Here is a 3,646-nt window from a genome sequence, read left to right as displayed (position 1 = left end):
TGAGCGCTCCATCCGCGGAGCGATCGAAGATCGCGCACGCCATCCGGGTATTTGCGCTGCCCATCGTGCTCTGCTGGCTGGCGTTGACCGTCGTCACGAATGTCTTCGTGCCGACGCTGGAGAAGGTGGGCCAGGCCCACACGGTGTCGATGAATGCGCATGACGCACCGGCCTTCATGGCGATGCAGCGCGTCGGGGCCAATTTTCAGGAGTTCGACTCCGACAGCAACGCGATGGTCATCCTCGAGGGGGACAAACCGCTCGGCGCCGACGCGCACCACTACTACGACGAGCTGATCAAGAAGTTTCAGGCCGACACGGCGCATGTCGAGCACGTCGCGGACTTTTGGAGCGATCCGCTGACCGCGTCGGGCGCACAGAGCGGCGACGGCAAGGCCGCATACGTGCAGCTCTATCTGCGCGGGAACATGGGCGAGACGCGGGCCAACGAGTCCATCGAAGCCGTGCGCGACATCATCGACGAAACGCCCGCCCCGCAAGGGGTCAAGTCGTACGTCACCGGTGGAGCGGCGATGAATGCCGACCAGCGAGTCGCCGGCGACAAGGGTGCGGCCAAGGCCACGGCCGTCACGCTAGTGGTCATCGCGCTCATGCTGATGTTCGTCTATCGCTCCATCGTCACCACGATCTTGATCTTGCTGATGGTGTTCGTCGAACTCGGCGCCTCCAGGGGAATCGTCGCCTTCCTCGGCAACACGGACATCATCGGGCTCTCGACGTTCGCAACAAGCCTGCTGACGCTCATCGCGATCGCCGCTGGCACCGACTATGCGATCTTTCTCATCGGCCGGTACCAAGAAGCACGGGGCGACGGCGAGGACCGGGAAACCGCGTACTACACCATGTTTCATGGCACCGCGCACGTGGTGCTCGGTTCGGGGCTGACCATCGCCGGCGCACTACTGTGTCTGAGATTCACGCGTCTGCCGTGGTTTCAGACAATGGCAGTGCCGTGCGCGGTAGGCGTATTCGTCGCAGTCATCGCTGCGTTGACGCTGGGCCCGGCCGTCATCGTCATCGGCAGCCGATTCGGCCTGTTCGAACCCAAACGCGCGATCAGTTCCCGTGGGTGGCGCCGGGTGGGTGTCGTGGTGGTGCGGTGGCCGGGTCCGATTCTCGTGGCGACGTGCGCGTTGGCACTGATCGGACTGCTCGCCCTACCGGGCTACAAGACCGACTACGACGGACGCCACTTCATGCCCGCCGACACACCGTCCAATGTCGGATATACCGTCGCCGACCGGCATTTCGACAGCGCCAGGATGAACCCCGAACTGCTGATGGTCGAAAGCGACCACGATCTTCGCAACTCCGCCGACTTCCTCGTCATAGACAAGATTGCCAAGGCCATCTTCCACGTGCCCGGGATCGCCAGGGTCCAGACGATCACCCGGCCCACGGGCAAGCCGATCGAACACACGACGATCCCGTTTCAGGTCAGCATGCAGGGTACCGGCCAGAAGTTGAACGAGAAGTACAACCAGGACCTGATGGCCAACATGCTGGTTCAGGCCGACGACATGCAGACCAGCATCGACTCGCTGGAGAAGATGTCGAGCATCACGGGGCAGATGGCCGCCGTCACGCACAGCATGGTGTCCATCATGAAGAACACGACCATCGACCTCGCCGAATTGCGGGACCACATCTCCGATTTCGACGACTTCTTCCGCCCGATCCGCAACTACTTCTACTGGGAACCGCACTGCTACGATATTCCGGTGTGCGTGTCGATCCGGTCGATATTCGACACCCTCGACGGCGTCGACACCACGACCGACGACATCCAGGCACTCATGCCCGACTTGGAACACCTTGACGCGCTCATGCCGCAGTTGGTCGCGTTGATGCCGTCGATGATCGACACCATGAAGAGCATGAAGTCGATGATGCTGACCATGTATGCCACGCAGAAGGGCATGCAGGACCAGCAGTCGGCCATGTCCGACAACTCGACGGCGATGGGCGATGCGTTTGACGCCGCGAGGAACGACGATACGTTCTATCTGCCGCCAGAAGTGTTCGCCAACACCGACTTCAAACGCGGCATCAAGAACTTCATCTCACCGGACGGCAAGTCGGTGCGCTTCACCATCGAGCACGAAGGCGATCCCGCAACCCCCGAGGGCATCGCCCACATCGACGCCATCAAGCAGGCGACCAAGGAAGCCATCAAGGGCACCCCGTTGGAAGGTTCCACCATTTACCTGGGCGGGACCGCGGCCACCTACAAGGACATGCACGACGGCTCGACCTACGACCTGATGATCGCCGGAATTTCCGCGGTGGCACTCATCTTCATCATCATGCTGATCATCACGCGAAGCGTCGTGGCGTCGGCTGTGATCGTCGGCACCGTGTTGCTATCGCTGGGTACGTCATTCGGGCTTTCAGTACTCGTCTGGCAGTACCTCTTTGGCATCCGACTCCACTGGATCGTCCTGGTGATGTCCGTCATCCTGCTGTTGGCCGTGGGGTCCGATTACAACCTTCTGCTGGTGTCCCGGTTCAAGGAGGAAATCCACCGCGGGCTGAAGACGGGAATCATCCGTGCCATGGCCGGGTCGGGCTCGGTGGTGACGTCGGCGGGCCTGGTGTTCGCGGCCACCATGGGGTCGTTCTTGTTCGGGGACCTACGCAGCATCGCGCAAGTCGGCAGCACCATCGCGTTGGGTCTCCTCTTCGACACCCTGATCGTGCGGTCGTTCATGACGCCGTCCATTGCCGCGCTACTCGGACGCTGGTTCTGGTGGCCACAGGTCGTCCGAACGCCGGCATCAAGGCGTCGGCTTGAGTCCATCCAGTCCGAGCCCACCACCACGCCGGCGTGAACGCCGGCGTCATGCCGACGCTGCGAGGGCCTTCTCGTCCTCGTCGGCGAACGTGTCCTCGAGCTGCAGCGGCGAGTAGTCGACGTCGATGTCCTCGAGCGGCCGGCCGCGAGCGCTGTCGATCGTGCCGAATCGTCGCATCCCCTTGTCGGTGGCGTACTGCATGAACTCGCCCATCGTGAGGTCGAAGGGGATGTTGTCGGCGTCGTAGAGGGCGAAGGCCTCCTCGGTGTTGCGCAACGCCAACGGAATCAGCTCGTTCATGCGGGTCTCGAATACCGCCCAGTTGGCATCGTCGGCGGCGACGTGGCGACGACAGGTGAAGGTGCCCCACGCCATGTGCCGTCGCTCGTCGTCACCGATGCGCTGCACCAGCTCCTGCATGCCGGGGAGAATGCCGCGATCCACGCAAATCTTGTGCCACGCATAGTATCCCGTGAGTGCCATCATGCCTTCGATCACGTGGTTGTACGTCGCCGACGCGCGAACCTGGGCGGCAGGCGAGGGATCACTCGAAAGGGCGTTGAGTGATTCCGGGAGCTCCTCGTAGAACATCTGACGGTAGGACGGAAGGTCATCGAGGTAGTGGTGCAGGTCGTCGTTGATTCCGACGGCGTCGAGCCACATGCGGAACACCTGGGTGTGCTTGGCCTCCTCGAATGCGAACTGCGTCAGATACATCTCGTCGCCGAGTCGCCCTTCGGCCCGCATCGCGCTCATGAACGGCTGGATGTCCTGGGTGACGGCCTCCTCGCCGGCGATGAACTCTGCACACAGCCGCGTGGCCCAGTCCC

The 3,646-nt window shown here is 62.5% G+C and carries 2 protein-coding genes; one reads left to right on the top strand and one right to left on the bottom strand.

All coding sequences use genetic code 11. The features are described 5' to 3' along the window. Nucleotides 1-2,852 (top strand): MMPL/RND family transporter (locus tag QOC69_RS20310; RefSeq protein WP_526442894.1); only part of this gene is annotated, 2,852 nt, incomplete at its 5' end. Between the two features lie 9 nt (nt 2,853-2,861). Here the strand turns inward: QOC69_RS20310 and QOC69_RS20305 are convergent. Then, nucleotides 2,862-3,646 (bottom strand): R2-like ligand-binding oxidase (locus QOC69_RS20305; protein WP_526442892.1); only part of this gene is annotated, 785 nt, incomplete at its 5' end.

The organism is Mycobacterium sp., from assembly GCF_032162105.1.
In the GTDB taxonomy this organism is placed as follows: Bacteria; Actinomycetota; Actinomycetes; order Mycobacteriales; family Mycobacteriaceae; genus Mycobacterium.
This window is presented reverse-complemented; position numbering and strand designations above follow the sequence as displayed.